Genomic DNA, 19,042 nt, shown 5'->3' with positions numbered 1-19,042 from the left:
GTCGGCCATCCGGCCACTCGTTCGGGCCGATCGGTCCGAACAGCATCGGAGGCATGACGCACACGACCCGCACCACCACCGAGCACGTCCGTACCGGCCGGGCCGCCCCGCGCACCGCCCGTGGGCGGCGCGTGCACCGGGCCTGGTGGGTCGCCGCCGTGGCCGCGCTGGCGGTCATGGGCGCGGGCGCCTTCGCCACCGTGCCCGGGCTGCTGGTCGAGCCGCTCCACCGCGACCTGGACTGGTCGCGCGGCTCCATCGGTCTCGCGGTCTGGGTGAACATGGCGGCCTCCGGGCTGGTCGCGCCCTTCGCCACCGCGCTCATGGGCCGCTTCGGGCTGCGACGCGTCGCCGCCGGGGCGCTGGCGGCCGTCGCCGCCGGGGCGGCGCTCACCACGGTCATGACCCAGCCCTGGCAACTGACCCTCTACTGGGGCTTGTTGGTGGGGCTGGGCTGCGGCTCCGTGGCGATGGGCTTCGCGGCCGTGGTGGTGGAGCGCTGGTTCGCCGCCCGGCGCGGCCTGGTCACCGGTCTGCTGACGGCGGCGAGCGTCTTCGGCCAGTTCGTCTTCCTGCCGCTGCTGTCCTGGTCGATCGAGCGGTACCAGTGGCGCCCGACCACGGTGACGATCGCGCTGGTGGCGCTCGCCCTGGTCCCGCCGGCAGGGCTGCTGCTGCGCGACCACCCCGCCGATCTCGGCCTGCGCCCCTACGGCGCCCGGGAGTACGTCCCCCGCCCGGCACCGGCCCCGGGCGCGGCCCGCCACGCGCTGCGGGTGCTGCGCTCGGCGGCCCGTACCCGTCCGTTCTGGCTGCTGGCGGGCACCTTCGCCGTCTGCGGCGCGTCCACCAACGGGATCATGTGGAGCGGTTTCGTGCCCGCCGCCCACGACCACGGCATGCCGCCCACCGTCGCGGCCTCGCTGCTCGCGCTCATCGGGGTCTTCAACGTGGCGGGCACGGTCGTCTCCGGCTGGCTCACCGACCGCCACGACCCGCGCCTGCTGCTCGCGCTCTACTACGGGATGCGCGGGGTCTCGCTGCTGCTCCTGCCCTCCCTCCTGGGGCCGGAGGCCAACTGGCCGCTGATCGTCTTCGTGGTCTTCTTCGGCCTGCTCGACGTGGCCACCGTCCCGCCGACGATCGCGCTATCGGCCGTCCGCGAGATCTACGGGAAGGGCGCCGGCGCGGTCGTCTTCGGCTGGACGCTCGCCTTCCACCAGCTAGGCGCCGGGGTGATGGCGTTCACCGGCGGCGTCCTCCGCGACGCCCTCGGCTCCTACGACGCGGCCTGGATCGTCTCCGGCGTGCTGTGCGCGGTCGCCACCGTGCTGGCCCCGGCGATCGGCAAGCCGAGCCGTGACCGCAAGCGCCGGGGCGCGGCCGGCCGGGACGGTCACCGCGCGGGCCCCGGCGCGCCGTCCCGATGCGAAGCCTCCTAGCCTCTACCGGTACCCCGGAGGACGACGGCAGGAGACGCGGTGCGGGACACCGGACGGACGGAGAGCCGGACGGGGAGCGAGGCGGTGGACAGCCGGGCGCGCCGCCCTGCTCCCGCTCGCCACCGCGCTGTCCGGAGCGGTGCTCACGGTGGTCGCGGAGGTCCTCGGCGCCGTCGCGCTGATCCGGCGGCGGGCTGCGGGGTAGGCCGCCGCGTACGGGCGCGGATGACGGGGCTCAGCTCCAGGCGGTGATCAGCTCATCGGGGCCGAGTACGTGGATCCCGTCCACCGTGGCGCCCGATCTGGTCACCGCGTACAGCGGAGTCTCCTCGCCCGCGCCCGGGAGTTGGGAGCGGTGGATCAGGAGGCGGGAGAGGTCGCGGGCGTCGAAGGGGCGGTTCTCCAGCCACTTCACCGAGCCGACGGCCGTGATCCGCCTGGCGATCGGCGCCCGGTCGGCGCCGACGATGTCGATCTCGGGGTTGTTGGTGCGGGTCCAGTAACCGCCCACGGCCCCGGTTCCCTCGGGCAGCCCGCCCTCCCGCATTCTCAGCAGCGCCTCGCGGACGACGGGTTCGACCGCGCGCCCCCGCCAGGCCGCCCACGAGCGGCGGACCCTCTCCAGTACCAGATCGCCTCTGCCCCGTTCGACCTCCGGCAGGTGCGGGCCGAGGAAGGCCAGCCAGAAGCGCAGATGGGGATCGGCGACGTGGTAGCGCGTCTCCTTGGAGGGGCGCGTCGACAGCGGCGTGGCCGCATCGACCACCCTCTTGGCTCCGAGCAGTTGCAGCGCCCGGCTCAGGCTGGCCTTGGGCAGGTCGCCCGCCTCACGTCCGATCAGCGAGTACGTCCGCTCCCCCGCTCCGATCGCCCCGAGCACCAGCCGGGCCTGGGCGTCCGCCGGGAACTCGGCGGCCAGCGACCGCTCCCCGCTCACGACGAGCGCGGAGGTGGGGTCGGTGAGCGCGTCCTGGAGGTAGTCGAAGACGCCGCCGCCTCGCGGCCATTCCTCCAGCACCAGCGGCAGCCCTCCGGAGACGAGGTAGGCGTCGAACGCTTCGGCGGGCGGCAGGTCCAGCATCCCGGCCACGTCGGAGGGGTTGAGCGGTGGGACCACCATCTCCGTGCCGCGCTGGTGGAACGGGCGGTCGTAGTCGTTGAGCCGCTCCATCATCGCCAGGTCCGAGCCCACGCACAGCAGGAGCACCGGTCTGCGGGAGAACTCCCGGTCGAAGAGTTTCTGGAGGGTGCCCTCGAAGCCGGGGTCGTTGCCGATCAGATACGGCATCTCGTCCAGCACGACGACGGCGGGGCGGTCGTCGGGCAGGGCCGTGACCAGCAGGCGCAGCGCGGCGTCCCAGTTGCGGGGCGACTGGCCGGCCAGTTCCGCCGCGCCCGGGAGGTCCGAGGCGGCCAGTTCCTCCATGAACAGACCGAGGTCGGCGGAGAGAGTGGACTGGGCCGAGGCGGTGAAGAACAGGCTCGGCAGTCCGGAGCGCTCGATGAACTCCTCCACCAGCCTCGATTTGCCCACTCGCCGCCGCCCCCGGATCAGTACGGCCCGGCCGGGCCGGTCGCCCCGCTCCGTCTTGCGCAGCATCCTTCCCAGCAGGGCCAACTCCCGCTCGCGCCCGATGAAACCGCCCGCCATCGACGCCTCGCTTCGCAGATACCCTCATCCATGAGGGTTCCAAAGATGGAACCCTCATGGATGAGGGTATCAACTTTGGAACCATCGCAGATGGAACCCTTCCCGGCTTCCTCGTCTCCTCGGCCGTCCGCCCCGCGTGCGCGGTGGCACCGGGCCGGCGGCCGAGGCGGGCACGGACGCTCCCCGGAGCGCGCGACGGGGCGCACAGCGGGACGCCGTAGGACAGATCCACAATCCGTTCGTAACTTTTCCGCTCACCGGCAGATATGCACGGCGGACGGCGATCTGCCGTGACCGGATGAAGGACGAGAGGAGAAGCACGGTGAGGCGGAACCGGACGATGCGCTGGTGCGGGGTGGCGGCGGGGGCCGTCGTGACGGCGGTCGCGCTGCCTGGCGGGGCCGCGTCGGCCTGGGCCGACGAGACCCACCACGGATCGCACAACGGGCCCACCGTCGCGCTGATCTCCACCGGGCAGATCGACGACCCGATGGAGGACGTGCTGGAGCACGCCGCGCTCTTCCAGCGGGACCACCACACGGGCTGAGCCCGGATTCGGACACCGGCTCCGGAGCGAGGGAGCCGGTCCCGCCCGGTGGGTTCGGACGGAGCCGGGCGGGACCGCCGCGCCGGAGGCGGCGGAGGCCCGGGGCACGCGCACGCACCGCCCCCGGCCTCCCGGCTGTCCGGGTCCGGAGGGCAGGAAGCCGGAGGGCAGGGGGCTCGAAGGCCGCGAGCCGGGCCCCGGACAGCCGAGAGCCCGGCGGAAAGCGGCTGTGGGGGCCGCTTTCCGCCGGGCAGGTGCACCACCCGGGTCACGTGTCGGGAAGGCCGGCGAGGCGGGGCCCCGCGTGCCGTCCGGCCGTCCGTCAGGCGCGGACCTTCGCGCGGTCCACGGCGGCGACACCCACCGCGGCCAGGCCGATCTGGATGAACAGCTCGATCCAGTCGACACCGCGGGTGTCCGCCACACCGATTCCGGCCGCGATGAACGTACCGATCAGGGCGGCGGCGATACCGACCACGATCGTCCACAGGACACCGATGCGCTGGCGGCCCGGCAGGACCAACCGCCCCAGCACACCGACGACGATGCCGATGATGATCGCGGTGATGATGCCGGTTATCTCCATGACTTCACCCTTTCGGGTAGGTTCCTTGCCTTCCTCCTTCCCTGCCCCGGCCCGGGCACACAAGGACATGCCAAGTTGTCAAGGAGTGCCGCCGAGAACCGGCCGCCGCACCGACGGGTACGGCGGCCGGAGCACCGCGCTCGGACGCCCTCAGACGCCGATGCCGCGGCCGTCCTCGCGCCAGACGGCGACGACCGACGGGCGGACGACCTTCCCCGGCCCGTCGGGCCAGGCCGAGGCGGGCTGCTCGTAGCTGGCGCCGTCCACCTCGCCCGGGTGCTGCACCGCGACCAGCACCCGGCGGTCCTGGATGATCGGGCCGCAGGTCTCGGCGCCGACGGGCACCGTGAGGAACTGCCGCACCTCACCGCGCCGTTCACCCGCCGTGGCCACGCCGAACAGGCCGTCGTTGGAGCCCAGCGCGTTGCCGTCGGTGGAGATCCACAGGTTGCCGTAGGAGTCGAAGGCGACGTTGTCGGGGCAGGAGATCGGGCTGACCTGGTCCTTGGGGAAGCCGCCGAAGTAGGTGGAGGGGTCCTCCGGGTCGCCGCAGACCAGGAACAGGCGCCAGGCGAAGCCGTCGGCCGCCGGGTCGTCCCAGTGCTCGGCCAGCTCCAGCACCTGGCCGTGCCTGTTGGCGTTGCGCGGGTTGGCCTCGTCCGCACCGGGCCTGCCCGCCGCACCGCGCTGGGAGTTGTTGGTCAGCGCGACGTAGACGCGGCCGGTGCGCGGGCTGGGCTCGACGTCCTCGGGGCGGTCCATCTTGGTGGCGCCCACCTTGTCGGCGGCCAGCCGGGTGTGGACGTAGACCTCCTCGGCACTCATGCCGGGGACGTGGGAGGTGGTGCCGGTGGCCAGCGGGATCCACACGCCGGAGCCGTCGAACTCGCCGTCGGAGGGGAGCTTTCCGCTGCCGTCGATCTCGGCGGCCGGGCTGTCGCCGGTCAGCTTGGCGACGTAGAGGGTGCCCTCGTCCAGCAGCGTGAGGTTGTGCTCGCGGGCGGCGCGGCTGTCGCCCTTCATCATCCGCTTGGAGGAGACGAACTTGTAGAAGTAGTCGAAGCGCTCGTCGTCGCCCATGTAGACGACCGGGCGGCCGTCGGCGGTCAGGCGGGGCTCGGCGGCCTCGTGCTTGAAACGGCCGAGCGCGGTGCGCTTGCGCGGGACGGAGTCGGGGTCGTACGGGTCCACCTCGACGACCCAGCCGAAGCGGTTGGCCTCGTTGGGCTCCTTGGTGAGGTCGAAGCGGTCGTCGAACCGCTCCCACTTGCGCCCGGAGGCGCCGCCGGACATGCCGTAGCGGGCCAGCCTGGCCTTCACGTCGGGGTCGGCGACGGACGCGGCGTTGGCGAAGTACTGGTTGAAGTTCTCCTCGCCGGACAGCGCCGTGCCCCAGGGGGTGGTGCCGCCGGCGCAGTTGTTGAGGGTGCCCAGCACCTTCGTGCCGGTGGGGTCGGCGGAGGTCTTCAGCAGGTCGGACCCCGCGGCCGGGCCGGTGAGGCGGAACTCGCTGGTGGCGGTGAAGCGGCGGTTGAGGTGGTGGCGGGGCACGGCCGTGAGCCTGCCCGTACGGCGGTCCTCCTCCACCACGACGACGGACAGGCCGTGCGCGGCCCAGGCGATCTCCACCTGCTCGCGCGTGGGGTTGGCCGCGTCGTAGCCGGGGAACATCAGCTCTTCGTCGGTGTACTCGTGGTTGGCGAACAGCACCTGGCGCCCGCGCTCGCCCTTCAGCGGCAGCAGGGTGAGGAAGTCGTTGTTGTAGCCGAACTGGCCGGCCTGCGCCTTCGCGCTCTGCTTCTCCGGGTCGAAGGCGGGCGCGCCGCGCAGGATCGGGTCGCCCCAGCGGATGACGACGTTCTGCGCGTAGCCCTCGGGGACGGTCACCGCGTCGGCGGTGTTCGGCGCGACGGGCGCGAAGCGCAGGCCGCGCGCCGCCCCGCGGACCTTGCCGCTCCCCTTCTCCCAGCCCTTGGCCGGTACGGCGGCGGGCGCCGCGGCGGCGCCGGGCGCCTGGCCGAAACCGACCGCCGCGCCGGCAGCGGCGGCGGCGCCGACCACGGCGCCGGCGCGCAGCACCGAGCGGCGCGAGAGGGCGGCGGCGATGACGTCGCCGGCGTACTCGTTGCCGCTGGTGTTGGGCACCTCGTGGAAGCAGGCGTCGCCGCAGCGGTAGCGGCAGGTCAGGGCGGCTCTCCCGCCGGGGTGCGAACCGATCAGCGGCAGCAGCTTGCGCATGGTCCCCTCCGGATGTTCCGTGTCTACGCGTGTCCGGACGCTAGGCGCGCAGGCACGACGGGGGGCGACCTCACGGTGAACGCGGGGTGAATCCGGCCCGTGGAGTCGGCAGGCCGTCCGGCGGTCGCCGGCGCGCCCGCCCCGGCCGGATCCGTACGGTGCCCGCACCGGCACACCCGGTGCCCGGAGCCGCCTCTCCCGCCCTCCCCCCGGCCGCCCCGGCACCCTTTCCGGCACCCCCCGCGCACGGCTATATCCGGACCGGTGGCACGGCCCCGGACCGTTAGGATTTCTCCCATGGCGGCCACTGGAAAAGAGCAGCAGGGGGCGAAGGCGTTCTACGTCACGACCCCCATCTACTACGTCAACGACGCTCCGCACCTGGGCCACGCCTACACGACCGTCGCAGGCGACGTGCTCACGCGCTGGCACCGCCAGCGCGGCGAGAAGGTGTGGTACCTCACCGGCACGGACGAGCACGGTCAGAAGATCATGCGCACCGCCGAGGCCAACGGGGTCACCCCGCAGGAGTGGTGCGACAAGCTCGTGGAGGAGGCGTGGAAGCCCCTCTGGGAGCACCTGGAGATCGCCAACGACGACTTCATCCGCACCACGCAGGAGCGGCACACCGCCCGCGTCCAGGAGTTCGTGCAGGACCTGTACGACAAGGGCGAGATCTACAAGGGCGAGTACGAGGGCCCGTACTGCGTGGGCTGCGAGGAGTACAAGTCCCCCGGCGACCTGCTGGACGGCGAGGGGGACTTCGCCGGCGAGAAGCTGTGCCCGATCCACAAGAAGCCCGTGGAGATGCTCCAGGAGGAGAACTACTTCTTCAAGCTCTCCGAGTACGGGCCCAGGCTCCTGGAGCACTACGAGAGGCACCCGGAGTTCATCCAGCCCGAGTCGGCGCGCAACGAGGTCGTCAACATCGTCCGCCAGGGCCTGGAGGACCTGTCGATCTCCCGCTCCACCTTCGACTGGGGCGTGAAGATCCCCTGGGACGACAAGCACGTCATCTACGTGTGGATCGACGCCCTGATGAACTACGCCACCGCCGTCGGCTACGGCTCCGACCAGAAGAAGTTCGAGGAGACCTTCCCCGCCGACGTCCACCTGGTGGGCAAGGACATCCTCCGCTTCCACGCGGTGATCTGGCCCGCGATGCTGATGGCGCAGGGCCTGCCGCTGCCGGGCAAGGTGGCCGCCAACGGCTGGCTGATGGTCGGCGGCGAGAAGATGAGCAAGTCCAACCTGACGGGCATCTCGCCGCAGCAGCTCACCGGTCACTTCGGCGTGGACGCCTACCGCTGGTACTTCCTGCGCGCCATCGCCTTCGGCCAGGACGGCTCCTTCTCCTGGGAGGACTTCTCCGCCCGCTACACCAGCGAGCTGGCCAACGACTACGGCAACCTCGCCTCGCGCCTGGCCGCCATGGTGAACAAGTACTTCGACGGGCTGCTGCCCGAGTCCAAGGCGGACGGCGAGGCCGAGCAGGCCGTCCGGGAGGGCATGGCGAAGGCCGTGGCCGAGGCCGACCGCCGCATCGGCGACGAGCTGGACTTCGCGGGCGGCATCGCGGCGGTCTTCGACTTCATCAAGCAGGTCAACGGCTACCTCACCGAGCAGGAGCCGTGGAAGGTCGCCAAGGACACCTCGCCCGAGGCCCAGGAGCGGCTGGCGACGATCCTCTACACCGCCGCCGAGTCGCTGCGCGCCTGCGCCGTCCTGCTCAACCCGGTGATGCCGCGCACCTCCGGCCTGCTGTGGGACTCCCTCGGCGCGGAGGCTCCGCTGGGCGCCCTGGCCGACCAGCGCGTCCAGGACGCCGGCGCCTGGGGCCTGCTCCCGGCGGGCACCCGGGTCACCAAGGGCCCGGCGCTCTTCCCGCGCCTGGAGGAGCCCAAGGGCGCGTAAGACCGCGCCCGGCCGCCCCCGCTTCCCGGCCCCCGGCCGCCCCCGCCCCGACGGGGCGGGGCGGCCGTGGCGTGTCCGGCCGGGCTCCGGACGCTCACAGCTCCCAGGTGTGGGTGCGGCCGGTGGGGGAGGTGTAGGCCATGGTCTGGTCCCGGGGTGTGGCGCGGACGGTGAACCACTCGCGGCGGGGCCGGTTCAGCTCCCGCCACTGCCGGTGGGCGCGCTCGACCGTCGCCCACAGGTCCCGGGGCCCGGCGGCGGTGACCGCCGCGCCGGTGCGCCGGTCCCCGTGGTCGGCCACCCGTGTGCGGGAGCCGTCGGCGGGGTCGTACAGCACGGTGGTGTGGGCGCCGTCGGCGGCGCGGCGGTGTTCTCGCTCGACGCCGGGCCCCAGGTGGAGCTGGGCGAAGAAGGAGAACGTCCAGTCGTCGAGCACGCTGCCGGACAGCGGCGTCCCACGGTGCCGCCCGTCCTCCGGGCCGGACGGGGGCGGCGCCGGGCGGGGACCGGACAGCAGCGGCATGAAGGCCGCCGGGGTGTGCAGGAGGTGCCCGGCGACCGTGCCGTCCGCGATCTTGGTCAGCCGGGCCAGCACGCCTCCGGCCAGCGCCCCCTTGAGCGGCACCACCATGATCCCGCCCGTCGCGCACTGGTCGATCCAGGCGGTGGGGACGCGTCGTACCGAGCAGGTGGCGATGATCCGGTCGAACGGCGCGTGCCCCGGGGCGCCCGCCGCTCCGTCGGCCGTCTCCACCACCGGTGACAGCCCCAGGCCGCCCAGCCGCTCCCGCGCCGCGGCGGTGAGGCGTTCGGAGACGTCCACGGTCACCACGTTCTCCGTACCGGCCAGCCGGCACAGCAGCGCCGCGTTGTAGCCGGTGCCCGTGCCGACCTCCAGGACCCGCGCGCCCGGGTCGACGTCGAGCGCGTCGAGCATGTCGGCCATCAGGCTCGGCGCGGTCGATGAGGAGGTGGGCACGCCCGTGACGGCCCGCCGCCCCGCGTCCTCCGCGTGGATCCCGTCCACCTCGGTGATCAGGGAGTCGTCCGCGTACACCCGCGCCGCCCACTCACCGGTGTCCCCGTCCGTGCGGCGGCAGGGAAGGAAGCGCCCGCCGTCCCGGCGGTAGAACACCGGGACGAACCGGTGGCGCGGCACGTTCAGGAAGACCTCGGCCAGCCGCGAGGAGAGCACCACACCGCCCTCGTCCATCCGCCGCACCATGCCGACCCGCGCCTCGACGAGCTCCCCGTGCTCGTCGCCCCCGTGCGCTCTCACATCCCTTTCCCTTCCAGCCAGTCGGCGACGGCGGCCGTGATCGGCAGTCCGGTCGCCTGCTCCACGAAACCGAACTGCCCGCTCGGATTGACCTCCAGGAAGCACCATCGCCCCTCGGGCGTGACGACGAAGTCGAACGCGCCGTAGGGCAGGCCGAGGGTGTCCATCATCCGGCGCACTCCGGCCGCGACATCCGCCGGCGGCTCGCACAGCCGGTATCTGTGGCTGCCGTAGTCGCTGCGCCAGTCCACGTGTCCGGCCGGTGAGCCCGCGTGGATCTCGGCGGCGAACAGCCGCCCGCCGACGGCCGTCAGCCGCACCTCGTAGGCCTTGGGCACCCATTCCTGGAACAGGTGCGCCGTGGTGGCGACGTCCGGGTGGCCGAGTTCCCCGGGGCCGACGATGCTGGTGTAGACCGCCGCCGACCTACCGCCGACGGTGCCGCGCACGGGGGTGAAGGGCTTGAAGACCACCCGGCCGCCGGCCGTCTCGCCGAACTCCCTGGCCGCGCCGGGGTCGTTGGTGATCAGCGTGCGCGGCACGGACAGCCCGGACTCGGCCGCGACGCGCAGCTGCAGGGGTTTGTACTCGGCGTCGGCCGCTCTGCCCGGGGGCGGCAGCCACCGGACCGGCAGTGCCGCCAGCAGTCCGCCGAAGCCTCGCCGGGCCTCCCGCTCGGCCACCCTGCGGGCGTCCGGCGACATCCCGTCGGGGAAGCGGGGACGGGCGGGTCTGCGGTAGTAGACGCTGCGCACGTCCCGCAGGTCCAGCGTCCGGCGCCCGGTGCGCAGCGTGCCGCTCCACGTCCTTCCGGCGGCGTCTCCGCCCTCCCCGGTGCCCCCGCTCCCTCCGGCCCTCCCGCCGAGGCGCGCGGCGAGGGCGAGCCGCAGCGGGAAGTCCGCGACATCGGTGCGGAAGACGGGCACGGTCCGCCGGTTCAGTTCCTCGACCACCAGGTCGGCGGTGGGGTCGAAGCGGCCCGCCAGCACCAGGACCGTCCCGGAGGCGGTCATCCCGCGCCGTCCGTCATCGGGCACCGGCCGTCAGTCGTCGCTCGGGCCCGGGTCGTCCGGCGCGTCCATCTCGCCGGTGGGCTCGGTGGGCCCGAAGGTCTTCGGCGGGTTCCTGGTCATGAACACCCCCGGAGGAAGGCCCTGGTAGACGCCGGTCTGCGTCTCCTCGTCGTAGGCGATGTCCTCCGGAAGCACACCTCCCGAACCGTCGGTGGCGGTCAGGAACCGGAAGGCCAGCGGCGCCGGGCCCCGCCGACCGGTCAGGTCCGGCAGCTCCGGGGCCGCCCCCCGGTCCAGCGGGAACCTGTCCTCCGGTCTGTCCAGGGCCAGGCCCGTCCCGGTGCGCTCACCGGATCCGATTGTCATGATCATGACTCCTCCTTCGCCGCGGAGGACACAGCGCCCTCTCGTTGTTCTCTCCGCCCGTAGGCGGCCGTAAGCCGGTTTTCCGGCCATAGCCCGGCCCGTACAGGCCAACGAGCCGGCCGGCCTTCCGTTTCGCGGCCCCGTCCCCGCCGGGCCCCGAGGGGAGCCCGGCTGCGGGCACCCCCCCCGGAAGGCCCGGGGGCGGACGGGCGGCCGTCACCGTCTCCGCGCACAGCCGCCCCGGGGACCACGCCGCCGCCCTGCGGCGGTCGGAAGGCGTCACCGGACCGGCCGGCCGCGCCCTGTGCGGCGGCTGATCGCGCGCTGATCGCCCCCTTTCCCCGGCCGTACGGCGTGGGATACCCCTGGGGGTGGGCGTCCGGCAGGCGGACGCGCCGAGGAGAGGAGCGGACATGGCCGGGGAGCGGTTAGCGGACGGCTGGCGGGTGGACGAGCGGTGCACGAACTGCGATGTGGCGCGGCAGCTCGCGCCCGGCCTGATCGGCGAGGCGGACGGCCGCTCGGTCGTACTGCGCGAGCCGCGCGACCAGGTTGAGGCAAGGCGGCTCCACGCCGCCGCGCACGCCTGCCACACCCGCTCCGTCCACCCTCCGGGCGGGCGGCTGGAGGAGGTGCCCGACCCGTTCCCGATGCCGCTGGACGGCGCGGACGGTTCGGACGGCGCGGACGGCGCGGTGTACCTGTGCGGGCACAACTCCCGGCAGACGGCCGGCGCCAACTCCTACCTGCTGCGCCGCCCCGACGGCACCGTGATGATGGTGGACACCCCGCGCTGGAGCCCGTCGCTGGCCAGGCGGTACGAGAAGCTGGGCCCCGTCACCGACGTACTGCTCACCCACCGCGACCACGCCGCACACGGCCGCCAGTACGCCGACGGCTTCGGCGCGCGGCTGTGGATCCACGAGGGCGACCTCGACTCCGCCCCCGACGCCGACCGCGTACTGCGCGGCACGGACCCGGTGGAGATCGCCGGCGGCGTGGTCGCCCACCCACTGCCCGGGCACACCGAGGGCAGCGTGCTCTACCTGGCGGACGACCGGTACTGCTTCACCGGCGACAGCTTCCACTGGTCGCGCACCACGGGCGACATCGAGGTGTTCGACACCGTCACCTGGTACTCCGTCGAGAAGCTGGCCGCCTCCCTGGAGCGGGTGGCGGGTCGGATCCGCTTCGAGTGGCTGCTGCCCGGCCACGGCGACCGGCGGCACCTGCCCGCCGGCGAGATGGCCGAGCGGCTGCGGCGACTCGCCGTCCGCGCAGGCGAGTTGAGGCAGCGGCCGGTCGACTTCAGGGCGATCCGCTGGTGACGGTCCCTCGGCGGGCGTACGGTCCCGGCGGCCCCGGCGGCCGGTGACGTACGCCCGCCGGGGCGCTTACGCCGCTTACGGCGCTCACGCCGCCGCGGCCGGCTCCCCGGCGTCGTCCAGCGCGCACCGGATGAGGGTGTCGGCGGCGGCGCGGGCGTGGCCCGCCATGTCCGGGTCGCGCGATATGGCGGCCGTGGCCTGGGCGCCCTCGGCGAGGAGGACGAGCTGGGGGGCGAGGTGGTCCGGACCGCCCGCGGCACGGACCAGGCCGGCCACCTGGCGACGGAAGGACTCCTTCTGCTCGCGCACGGCCTCGGCGATCCGGTCGCTGCCGCCCCCCAGTTCGCCGAACACGTTGATGAAGGCGCAGCCGCGGAAGTCGTCCTCGCGGAACCAGCCGGCCAGGAAGTCGAAGACGGCCAGCAGCCTCTCGCGCGGCGTCCCGGCGCCGTCGACCGCATCGGTGACGCCCGCGTTCCAGCGGTCCGTCCGGTGCCGCAGCACGGCGACGATCAGATCCTCCTTGGAGGGGAACAGCGCGTAGATGCGCTTGAGCGAGACGCCCGACTCGCTGCGGACGGCGTCCATCCCGACGGCCTGCACACCCCGGGCGTAGAACAACCGGTCGGCGGCGGAGACCACCCGTTCGCGCGCTGTCTGCTCATCGATCACGAGAACTCCCCTTGCAAAGAGAACCAACGTTCTCTACTGTAGTCGACAGAGCCGGAGAACGACCGTTCTCCGCGGCGGAGAGGATGTTCCCATGGGCTACGTCAAGGTCGGCAGCGAGAACACCACCGACATCGAGCTGTACTACGAGGACCAGGGATCGGGTCAGCCGGTCGTCCTCATCCACGGCTACCCGCTCGACGGCCACAGCTGGGAGCTCCAGACCAGGGAGCTGCTCGCGGCCGGATACCGCGTCATCACCTACGACCGCCGCGGCTTCGGGCAGTCGAGCAAGGTCGGCACCGGCTACGACTACGACACCTTCGCCGCCGACCTGAACACCCTCCTGGAGACGCTGGACCTGCGCGACGTCATCCTGGTCGGCTTCTCCATGGGCACCGGCGAACTGGCCCGCTACGTAAGGACCTACGGCCACGAGCGGATCGCCAAGCTGGCGTTCCTGGCCTCGCTGGAGCCGTTCCTGGTGCAGACCGACGACAACCCCGCCGGGGTGCCGCGCTCGGTGTTCGAGGGCATCGAGGAGGCCGCCCGGGCCGACCGCTACGCCTGGTACACCCAGTTCTTCAAGGACTTCTACAACCTGGACGACAACCTCGGCAGCCGGATCAGCCAGGAGGCCGTCACCGCCGACTGGAACACCGCCACCTCCTCCGCGCCCGTCGCCGCCTACGCGGTGGTCCCCGCCTGGATCGAGGACTTCCGCGAGGACGTGGCCGCCGTCCGCGCCGCCGGCAAGCCCTCGCTGATCCTGCACGGCACCGCCGACAACATCCTGCCCGTCGACTCCACCGGCCGCCCCTTCCACAAGGCCTTCCCGGAGGCGGAGTACGTCGAGGTGGACGGCGCGCCGCACGGCCTGCTGCGGACGCACGCCACCGAGGTCAACCAGGCCCTGCTGGCCTTCGTCGGCAGGTGACCGCCCGGCGAACGGTTCGGGTACGAGGTTCAGGGGCCGGGCCCGCCATGAGGCGGGCCCGGCCTCCGGGCGTCGGTGCACGGGCTTCGGCGTACGGCGTCAGCGCAGGGCGCGGGCGGAGAGCCGGTAGCGCAGGCCGTCCCCGTCCGGCGCGGTGAGGACGTGGAGGCCGCCGTCCTCCAGGACCCGCAGGGCCTCGCGGTCCGCGATCCCGTCCAGCGGCCGGCGCCGCAGCACGGCGGCGGGGTCCGGTCCGCCCGGGCCGTACGGCCCGCCGGGATCGTACGGACGGATGGTGCCGGGCGCGGCCCAGGGCACGTCCGGGGGCGGGTCGATGCGGTCGGCCAGGCGCGGGGCCTGGGCGCGTATCCAGCGCAGGGCGTGGCGGGGGTTGCGGGCCCGGTGGCAGTCGAGCAGCCACTCCCGGTGGGTGTCCGCGTCCAGGACGGTGGCCTCGCACCACACGCCGGTGCCGTCGCCGCAGGTGCGGGCGGCGGCCACGGCGAAGCCGGTCAGGGCCGCGCTGACGGTCATGATCAGCGCGCCCAGGCACAGGGCGGTGAAATCCATCGCGCTCACGTCCCCTCGCGCGAGGCGCGCAGCTCGAACCAGACCCGTTTCCCGGCCGGTTCCGCCCCACCGGTCCAGCTCACGCCCCAGGCGTGGCTGAGCGCTTCCACCAGGAACAGCCCGCGCCCGCCGGTGTCGTCCTCGGCCGCGTGGCGCGGGCGGGGTACGCCGCGCTGGTCGCCGTCCTACACGGAGACGACCGCGCCCAGCCGCGTGACGGCGGCCCCCACCCACAGGTGGGGCACGCGGGTGTGCACGACGACGTTCGTCACCACGTCGCTGACCAGCGTGCGGGCGGTGTCCAGCAGCCCGTGGTGCCCGGCGGCGCACAGCCACGCCGCGACCGCGTCGCGGGCGACTCTCGGGGTGGTGGGCAGGGCGGGCGCGGTCAGCCGGTAGACGGCGGTGGCGGATCTGCCGGGTGCGGTCGCGGTCATCTGCGTCTTCTCCCAACGCGGTTCGTCTGCGGTGCTCTTGCGTTTCGCCTGCGGAGCACGCGCGCCCACCACCGTGGCTCGGCCGCCCTCCCCCGCCCGCGCCGGTACGCGGGCAGGGGAGGTCAACTGCACTGCGGGTTCACTGGTGTTCGCGGCGCATCACCGGCCCTGCGGAGGTCCGGTATCTATGTAGCTACCACTCCGAGAGGAACAACGTAGATACTTTTGGACCAGCGTCACCCGCAAGGGGCACACTTACGGCATGCCACCGAGGACAGCGACGACCGCTCGGCAGCGGCGACTTGGCACAGAGCTGCGCAAGATGAGGGAGGCCGCGGGCTACAACGCCCGCGAGGCGGCAGCGGTCCTCGGCATAGACCACACCAAGATCAGCCACATGGAGACCGCCCGCTTCGGCGTCAGCGCGGATCGGGTGCGCCTCCTTGCCCATGCATACCGTTGCGACGACGAGGCGTACGTCAACGCCCTCATCGACATGGCAACGGAGCGCGGCAAGGGCTGGTGGGAGGAGTACAGGGGTGTGCTCCCAGCCGGATATCTGGACGTGACCGAACTGGAGGACAAGGCCACTTACCTGCACTCCTTCCAGATCGCACACATCCCCGGGCTCGCCCAGACCGAGGACTATGCGCGAGCCGTTTTCAACTTCGGCATCAGACCCTCGCTCTACAAAGAGGAGATCGAGGCGAGAACAGCGCATCGAACGCAGCGCGTGAAGATCCTGGATCGGGAGAACCCTCCGGAGGTCACCGCACTCATCCACGAAGCCGCGCTACGCATGCGCTTCGGAGGCCGAGACGTGGCCCGAGCACAGCTTGAACATCTGCTGGGCCTATCTGAGCACCCTCAGTTCACCGTGCGAGTGGTTCCGTTCGAAGCCGACGGTTTCGCAGGATCAGGGTCGGCCGTTCTCTACGCAGGCGGCGTCGTCCCGCAACTCGACACCGTCCACCTCGACTCCACGCACGGCCCCATCTTCCTCTACGCGGAAGCCCAGTTGGGTTCTTACCGAAGCCTTCTGTCCGCGATGGAAAAACGCGCTTTGGCCATCAAGAAATCGCGAGACTTCATCCACGAGATCATGCGGGAGATGTGAGAGGTCGATGATGCCCAGAAACGATTGGCAGAGGTCTTCCTTCTGCGGCCAGGGCGGCGGGAACAACTGCGTGGAGCTTCGCTCCGACGCCGGAGCGATCCGGCTCCGGGAGAGCGAGCGGCCCGGGCAGACCATCGCCACTACCCCCGCAGCACTGCGGGCACTGATACTCAGCGCCAAGGCGGGCGAGTTCGACCACCTCACACGCTGACCCCCGGAGGGCGAGCCGACATGTCCGCACCCATCGAGTGGCACAAGGCGACCTTCTCCGAAGGCGAAGGCCCCAACTGCATCGAGATCGCCCGGGACGGCGATCGCGTCCTCATGCGCGAGAGCAGCAAGCCCGACGAGATCGTCGTCACCACGCCCGCCAAGCTCGACGCCTTCCTCAAGGGCATCAAGGCCGGCGAGTTCGACCACTTCGTCGACTGAGCCCCGAAACGGGCTGACGCGGGGCTCACCCGCGTCAGCCCCGCCGCTCCCGGCGGCGCCCGTACCGCACCGTCAGGAATCGAAGCGGCTGCGGGCGGTCTCGATGTGGCCGAGGTAGCGGTGGGTCCAGTCGCACATCACGTCGACCGCCTCGCGCAGGTCCCGGCCCGGCTCGGTGAGGGTGTACTCGACGCGTGGCGGCACGGTGGGGTGCACCGTCCGCTCGACCATGCCGTTGCGCTCCAGCATCCGCAGGTTCTGGGTGAGCATCTTGTGACTGACGCCCTCGACCTCGTCCCGCAACTCGCTGAACCGCAGGGTGCGCTCCCCCAGGGCCTCGATGATCAGCAGGGCCCACTTGTTGGCGACATCCGAGAAGATCTCCCGCGCCAGGGAGTCAGCGCGCCGCAGGTCCGCTTCCTCGGGGGAGCCCCCGAACTGCTTGGTCACCATGAGGTTCCCCAGTCACTCAAAAGTGCGTTCTTCCAGGTCAGCACAGACTCTCCTACGGTTTCCGAGTAACCGCAAGAGACCACGGGCGCCCATGGGCGCCCGGATGAGGAGACGGACTGACATGGCCATCACTCTGGTGAACCCCGACGGACTGCCCGCCATCGACGTCTACCGGCAGGTGTCGGTCGCGTCGGGCTCGAAGCTGGTCTTCGTCGCCGGGCAGGTCGCCTGGGACGCCGAGGGCAACACGGTCGGCGCGGGCGATCTGGCCGCCCAGGTCGAGCAGTGCTACCTCAACGTCGCCACCGCCCTGGCCGGGGTCGGCGGGTCCTTCGACGACCTGGTGAAACTGAACGTCCACGTCGTCGACTGGACCCCCGACAAGATGCCCCTGCTCCTGGAGGGGATCTCCCGGGCCGCTGCGAAGCTGGGGACCACCCCGGTCCCGCCGGCCACACTGCTGGGCGTGGCGGCGCTGGATGTACCCGAGCACATGGTCGAGGTCGAGGCCACCGCCGTCCTGGACTGAGCGCCCGCCCCCGGCCGGGGCCGGGGGCGGAGCCGGGCGGGGACGAAGCCCCGGCCACCGTCTCGCCCCGCGCGGACGCTTCACGGGCTGCCGTGGCCTCCCGCCCGTCCACGCGGACTCTCAGCCCGGCTGCCTGATGCTCTCGATGATCCGGGCGAAGCCCTCCTCCCCGTGGCCCGCGTCGATCTGACGCCGGATGAGCCGCTGGACCATGTCGACCACCTCGGTGCTGATCCCCTGGCCGGAACTGGCGGCCAGGATGTCTCCGAGGTCGGAGAACACGAGGCTCTGCTGCCCTTCGACGGTGTAGTCCCCGCCGTCGATGACCGCCGCGAACTCCTGGAAGGCACCGGTCATCGCGGACAGCCACGGCGCCGCCATGGCCGCGAACTCCCCCGCCGTCGCCCCGGCCGGTGCGACCATGGCAGCACCGTGCATGAACCCGGCGATCATGACGTACATGCCCGCGAGCAGGGCGAGGTCGTACAGGGACGCCAGCCCGGCATCCTCGCCGAAGTAGGTGCTGGTCCCCCACACGTCGAGCAGTGGCCCGCACCGGTCGAAGGCCTCCGCCGATCCGCTGTAGAGGACCGACGCCCCGGGCCGGCCGATCATCTGCGGTACGGCCATGATGCCGCCGTCCAAGTACGCGACTCCGGCGCGGGCGGCCCAGGCGGCCATCTCCCGTGACTGGTCCGGTGTCGTCGTGGTCACGTTGACCAGGGTCCGCCCGGCCAGCTCGCCGGCGAGCGGATCGAGCACCTCGCGGACCGACCCGTGGTCCAGCAGGCACACGACCACCAGTCGTTCGGACCGGACCGCGTCGCCGGCCGTGGCGGCGGCCCGCGCGCCCTGCGCCACGAGGTCGTCCGCCTTCCCCGGCGAGCGGTTCCAGACCGTTGTCGCGTGTCCGGCCCTCACCAGGGCGCCTGCGAGGGCACTGCCCATCGCGCCCAGCCCGAGGACACTCACCTGGATACTGCTGTCCGTCGTCATTTCCGGGTCTCCCTCTCTTTTCCCGTCGTCCGGATGGATCCTCTCTCCCGCCGGTATGGTTGACCAGTACGGACTAATCAGTCGGGTACTCACCTTCGGGTAAGTGCGTCTTGGGGGACGGATGGCGAAACCGGCACGGCGCGGCCCTTATTTCTGCGGCATCGACGCGGCGATGGATGTGGTGTCCGGAAAATGGAAGTCTCTGATTCTCTGGGAACTCCACCACTACGGCACCCGCCGGTTCGCCGAACTCCGGCGCGGCCTGCCTGGTGTCAGCGAGAAAATGCTGACCCAGCATCTGAGGGAAATGGAGGAGGACGGACTCGTCCACCGTGAGGTTTACCCCGAGGTGCCGCCGAAGGTCGAGTACTCCCTGGCCGAGCACGGGGTCTCGCTCAACGCCGCCCTGGCCTCCCTGGGGGAATGGGGCGTCGAGCGCATACGGCGCATCGGGGCCGAGAAGGTCTCCGTCGACGTCCGGTGAGCACACGGCACCGAGGCCCCACAGTCGCCGGGACAGGCGGGTACCGGCGGTGCC

General features: G+C 72.2%; 21 protein-coding genes. 10 read left to right on the top strand and 11 right to left on the bottom strand.

Features of this window, described 5'->3' with window-relative positions; genetic code table 11:
• Positions 1-53: 53 nt before the first annotated feature.
• Positions 54-1,442 (top strand): MFS transporter, encoded by a 1,389-nt coding sequence (locus tag QPK52_RS13425; protein ID WP_410537717.1) that lies wholly within the window; start codon positions 54-56, stop codon positions 1,440-1,442.
• A 235-nt stretch (positions 1,443-1,677) separates the two neighbouring features.
• On the opposite strand, the gene QPK52_RS13420 is transcribed toward QPK52_RS13425, so the two are convergent.
• On the bottom strand, positions 1,678-3,093 hold the full coding sequence (locus tag QPK52_RS13420) for an ATP-binding protein (RefSeq protein WP_410537716.1): 1,416 nt from the start codon (positions 3,091-3,093) through the stop codon (positions 1,678-1,680).
• Between the two features lie 340 nt (positions 3,094-3,433).
• On the opposite strand from QPK52_RS13420, the gene QPK52_RS13415 reads away from it, so the two are divergent.
• Positions 3,434-3,640, top strand: coding sequence for a hypothetical protein (locus QPK52_RS13415; protein ID WP_410540321.1), 207 nt, complete (start codon positions 3,434-3,436; stop codon positions 3,638-3,640).
• A 322-nt stretch (positions 3,641-3,962) separates the two neighbouring features.
• Here the strand turns inward: QPK52_RS13415 and QPK52_RS13410 are convergent, their stop codons facing one another.
• Both QPK52_RS13410 and QPK52_RS13405 read right to left on the bottom strand, forming a co-directional pair.
• Positions 3,963-4,226: a GlsB/YeaQ/YmgE family stress response membrane protein gene (locus tag QPK52_RS13410; RefSeq protein WP_410537715.1), complete on the bottom strand. Its 264-nt coding sequence runs from the start codon at positions 4,224-4,226 to the stop codon at positions 3,963-3,965.
• Positions 4,227-4,376: 150 nt separating this feature from the next.
• Positions 4,377-6,464, bottom strand: coding sequence for a PhoX family protein (locus QPK52_RS13405; RefSeq protein ID WP_410537714.1), 2,088 nt, complete (start codon positions 6,462-6,464; stop codon positions 4,377-4,379).
• A 297-nt stretch (positions 6,465-6,761) separates the two neighbouring features.
• On the opposite strand from QPK52_RS13405, the gene metG reads away from it, so the two are divergent.
• The gene (metG, locus tag QPK52_RS13400) at positions 6,762-8,378 is read left to right on the top strand and encodes a methionine--tRNA ligase (protein ID WP_410537713.1); all 1,617 of its coding nucleotides are present in this window, start codon (positions 6,762-6,764) and stop codon (positions 8,376-8,378) included.
• 94 nt (positions 8,379-8,472) lie between these two features.
• Here metG and QPK52_RS13395 read toward each other — a convergent pair whose 3' ends face one another.
• The 3 genes from QPK52_RS13395 to QPK52_RS13385 are packed head-to-tail and all read right to left on the bottom strand — an operon-like array spanning position 8,473 to position 11,036.
• On the bottom strand, positions 8,473-9,657 hold the full coding sequence (locus QPK52_RS13395) for a methyltransferase domain-containing protein (RefSeq protein WP_410537712.1): 1,185 nt from the start codon (positions 9,655-9,657) through the stop codon (positions 8,473-8,475).
• Positions 9,654-10,670, bottom strand: coding sequence for an ATP-grasp ribosomal peptide maturase (gene tgmB, locus QPK52_RS13390; protein ID WP_410537711.1), 1,017 nt, complete (start codon positions 10,668-10,670; stop codon positions 9,654-9,656). Before tgmB ends, QPK52_RS13395 begins: the two co-directional genes overlap by 4 nt.
• A gap of 30 nt (positions 10,671-10,700) precedes the next feature.
• Positions 10,701-11,036 carry a hypothetical protein gene (locus QPK52_RS13385; protein ID WP_410537710.1) on the bottom strand — a complete coding sequence of 112 codons (336 nt, stop codon included), beginning with the start codon at positions 11,034-11,036 and terminating at the stop codon, positions 10,701-10,703.
• A gap of 413 nt (positions 11,037-11,449) precedes the next feature.
• Here QPK52_RS13385 and QPK52_RS13380 point away from each other — a divergent pair, with 413 nt between their 5' ends.
• Positions 11,450-12,364 carry an MBL fold metallo-hydrolase gene (locus QPK52_RS13380; protein WP_410537708.1) on the top strand — a complete coding sequence of 305 codons (915 nt, stop codon included), beginning with the start codon at positions 11,450-11,452 and terminating at the stop codon, positions 12,362-12,364.
• An 84-nt stretch (positions 12,365-12,448) separates the two neighbouring features.
• On the opposite strand, the gene QPK52_RS13375 is transcribed toward QPK52_RS13380, so the two are convergent.
• A complete protein-coding gene (locus QPK52_RS13375) occupies positions 12,449-13,036 on the bottom strand; it encodes a TetR/AcrR family transcriptional regulator (RefSeq protein WP_410537707.1) in 588 nt (195 codons plus the stop codon).
• A 91-nt stretch (positions 13,037-13,127) separates the two neighbouring features.
• Between QPK52_RS13375 and QPK52_RS13370 the strand changes: the two genes are divergently transcribed.
• Positions 13,128-13,970, top strand: a complete 843-nt coding sequence (locus QPK52_RS13370; protein WP_410537705.1) for an alpha/beta fold hydrolase — start codon at positions 13,128-13,130, stop codon at positions 13,968-13,970.
• Between the two features lie 99 nt (positions 13,971-14,069).
• Here QPK52_RS13370 and QPK52_RS13365 read toward each other — a convergent pair whose 3' ends face one another.
• Both QPK52_RS13365 and QPK52_RS13360 read right to left on the bottom strand, forming a co-directional pair.
• A complete protein-coding gene (locus QPK52_RS13365; RefSeq protein WP_410537704.1) occupies positions 14,070-14,549 on the bottom strand; it encodes a hypothetical protein in 480 nt (159 codons plus the stop codon).
• 176 nt (positions 14,550-14,725) lie between these two features.
• Positions 14,726-14,977, bottom strand: coding sequence for a hypothetical protein (locus QPK52_RS13360; protein WP_410537703.1), 252 nt, complete (start codon positions 14,975-14,977; stop codon positions 14,726-14,728).
• A 262-nt stretch (positions 14,978-15,239) separates the two neighbouring features.
• Here QPK52_RS13360 and QPK52_RS13355 point away from each other — a divergent pair, with 262 nt between their 5' ends.
• Genes QPK52_RS13355 through QPK52_RS13345 form a run of 3 tightly spaced genes read left to right on the top strand, consistent with a single transcriptional unit; the run spans position 15,240 to position 16,526 of the window.
• On the top strand, positions 15,240-16,094 hold the full coding sequence (locus QPK52_RS13355) for a helix-turn-helix domain-containing protein (RefSeq protein ID WP_410537702.1): 855 nt from the start codon (positions 15,240-15,242) through the stop codon (positions 16,092-16,094).
• A gap of 7 nt (positions 16,095-16,101) precedes the next feature.
• Positions 16,102-16,305, top strand: coding sequence for a DUF397 domain-containing protein (locus QPK52_RS13350; RefSeq protein ID WP_410537701.1), 204 nt, complete (start codon positions 16,102-16,104; stop codon positions 16,303-16,305).
• Between the two features lie 20 nt (positions 16,306-16,325).
• Positions 16,326-16,526: a DUF397 domain-containing protein gene (locus QPK52_RS13345; protein WP_101253902.1), complete on the top strand. Its 201-nt coding sequence runs from the start codon at positions 16,326-16,328 to the stop codon at positions 16,524-16,526.
• A gap of 72 nt (positions 16,527-16,598) precedes the next feature.
• On the opposite strand, the gene QPK52_RS13340 is transcribed toward QPK52_RS13345, so the two are convergent.
• Positions 16,599-16,979 carry a winged helix-turn-helix transcriptional regulator gene (locus QPK52_RS13340; protein ID WP_410537700.1) on the bottom strand — a complete coding sequence of 127 codons (381 nt, stop codon included), beginning with the start codon at positions 16,977-16,979 and terminating at the stop codon, positions 16,599-16,601.
• Between the two features lie 121 nt (positions 16,980-17,100).
• On the opposite strand from QPK52_RS13340, the gene QPK52_RS13335 reads away from it, so the two are divergent.
• Positions 17,101-17,508, top strand: coding sequence for a RidA family protein (locus tag QPK52_RS13335; protein ID WP_410537699.1), 408 nt, complete (start codon positions 17,101-17,103; stop codon positions 17,506-17,508).
• A gap of 120 nt (positions 17,509-17,628) precedes the next feature.
• Here the strand turns inward: QPK52_RS13335 and QPK52_RS13330 are convergent, their stop codons facing one another.
• Positions 17,629-18,504, bottom strand: coding sequence for an NAD(P)-dependent oxidoreductase (locus QPK52_RS13330; RefSeq protein WP_410537697.1), 876 nt, complete (start codon positions 18,502-18,504; stop codon positions 17,629-17,631).
• 121 nt (positions 18,505-18,625) lie between these two features.
• Here QPK52_RS13330 and QPK52_RS13325 point away from each other — a divergent pair, with 121 nt between their 5' ends.
• Complete coding sequence (locus QPK52_RS13325; protein ID WP_410537696.1) at positions 18,626-18,988, top strand: winged helix-turn-helix transcriptional regulator; 363 nt, start codon at positions 18,626-18,628, stop codon at positions 18,986-18,988.
• Positions 18,989-19,042: the final 54 nt, after the last annotated feature.

Origin of the sequence: Streptomyces sp. KL2 (assembly GCF_046529545.1) — a bacterium.
In the GTDB taxonomy this organism is placed as follows: Bacteria; Actinomycetota; Actinomycetes; order Streptomycetales; family Streptomycetaceae; genus Streptomyces; species Streptomyces radiopugnans.
The sequence above is the reverse complement of the archived record's forward strand: the minus strand, read 5'-3'. Positions and strand labels throughout refer to the sequence as shown.